Genomic DNA, 1,855 nt, shown 5'->3' with positions numbered 1-1,855 from the left:
GAACGGCGCATGACGGTACTGGCAGGGGCAAAAAATCGCACGGTGTCTCCCGAGACGTCCTCGAGCTCGGCGAGCACTTCGGACGGGAAAAGGCCTTCCCGGACTCGCGCCCGGACGCCGGTTTCGTTGCTCATGTCGCCCTCCTGCTCCCGAAGTGTGCCCCGAAGCATACCAGCCCCGCACCCCGCCCGCCGATCCGGCACAATAGAAGCCGCATGCGCATCGCCATGGTCTCTGCCCATACCAGCCCCCTCGCGCCCCTCGGCGGCCGCGAGACGGGCGGCATGAACGTCTACGTCCTCGAACTCTCCCGCGAACTCGCCCGGCTCGGCTACACCGTCGATATCTTCACCCGCCTCGATGGCGACCTCCCCGCAACGGAGCCTGTCGCCCCCGGGCTCCGCCTCGTCCGCCTCCCGGCCGGCCCGCCCCGGCCCATCGAAAAAGAAGCCATCATCGCCCACCTCCCCGGGTTCGCCCGCGCCCTCCGCGATTTCGCCCATACCGAAGGCCCCTACGAAATCGTCCATTCCCACTACTGGCAGAGCGGCTGGGCCGGCCAGCAGCTCGCCCGCGCCCTCCGCGCGCCCCACATCGTCATGTTCCACACCCTCGGCGAGGTCAAGAACCGCGCCCGCTTCGGCGAAGACGAACCCCGCCTGCGCATCCGCCACGAGCGCGCCATCGCCCGCCGCGCAACCGCCATCGTCGCGGCCAGCAGCCACGAGCGCCAGCTCCTCGAACGCTACTACGGCGCCGACCCCGCCCGCGTCCACGTCATCCCCTGCGGCATCGACCTCGACCTCTTTCAGCCGCGCCCCCGTGAGGCCGCCCGGGCCGAACTCGGCCTCCCCGCCGATCGCCCCATCCTCCTCTGGGTCGGCCGGCTCGAAAAGCTCAAAGGGCTCGAAATCCTCCTCGACACCGTCGCCGGGCTCGAACGGCGCGATGCCCTCCTGCTCATCGTCGGCGGCGACGACCGCGCCGCCACGCTCCGCCGCGAACTCGAAGCCCGCGCCGCCTCCCTCGGCATCGCCGAACGCGTCCGCTTCACCGGCGCCGTCGACCACCAGCGGCTCCCCGCCTTCTACGCCGCCGCCGATGTCTGCGTCGTCCCCAGCTTCTACGAAAGTTTCGGGCTCGTCGCGGTCGAAGCGATGGCCTGCGGCACCCCCGTCGTCGCCTCCCGCGTCGGCGGCCTCGCCTCCACCGTCATCGATGGCGTGACCGGCTACCTCATCCCCTGGCGCTGCCCCGAACCCTTCGCCGAAAAGCTCGATGTCCTGCTCGCCAACCCCGAACTGCGCGCCAACTTCGGACGCGCCGCCCGCGCCGCCGTCGAGCGGTTCCGCTGGAGCACCATCGGGCTCCGCATCGCCGACCTCTACGATGCCGCCCGCCACGAATTCGCCGACCGCGCCGGCATCGCACCCTCCGGCCTCCCCAACGAGGCCTGGGAGACCGCCATCCTCGCGGCTCCTTGAACACCCGTTCGACAGCCCGCTCCCCGGCCGCCTACGATCGATCCCGTGACCCCGCGCGCCATCTTCTTCGACCTCGACGACACCCTCCTCGATACCTCCGGGGGTGTCGAAGCCGCCTGGCAGGCCACCTGCGCCGCCTTCGGCCCCGAACTCGGCATCGAACCCGACCCCCTCCGCGATGCCATCCGCACCCGGCTCATCGAATTCTGGAAGGACGAAGCCGCCGTCGAACACTGGCGCACCCGCCTCCACGACGCCCGCCGCCACAACGTCGCCCTCGCCCTCCAGCGCCTCGGCCTCGACCCGGCCGCCGCGCCGCGCCTCGCCGACCGCTACTGGGAAGAGCAGACCGCGCGCATGCAGCTCTTCGA

2 protein-coding genes are annotated in these 1,855 nt (G+C 71.2%); both read left to right on the top strand.

Going from position 1 to position 1,855, the window contains the following annotated elements; genetic code table 11:
- The first annotated feature begins 215 nt into the window (after positions 1–215).
- Entirely contained in the window at positions 216–1,484 is a 1,269-nt protein-coding gene (locus VAE46_RS01830) for a glycosyltransferase (RefSeq protein ID WP_322795200.1), read from the top strand.
- A 45-nt stretch (positions 1,485–1,529) separates the two neighbouring features.
- A partial coding sequence (locus VAE46_RS01825; RefSeq protein WP_322795199.1) for an HAD family hydrolase occupies positions 1,530–1,855 on the top strand: 326 nt, incomplete at its 3' end.

The sequence above is a fragment of the Tepidiforma sp. genome (assembly GCF_034433535.1).
GTDB lineage: Bacteria > Chloroflexota > Dehalococcoidia > Tepidiformales > Tepidiformaceae > Tepidiforma.
Note: the sequence above shows the minus strand (reverse complement) of the source record. Positions and strands in the feature narration are given on the sequence as shown.

Excerpts from the sequence above, each read along its gene's own strand:
- VAE46_RS01830 (WP_322795200.1), top strand. The coding sequence starts at position 216 with ATGCGCATCGCCATGGTCTCTGCCCATACCAGCCCCCTCGCGCCCCTC.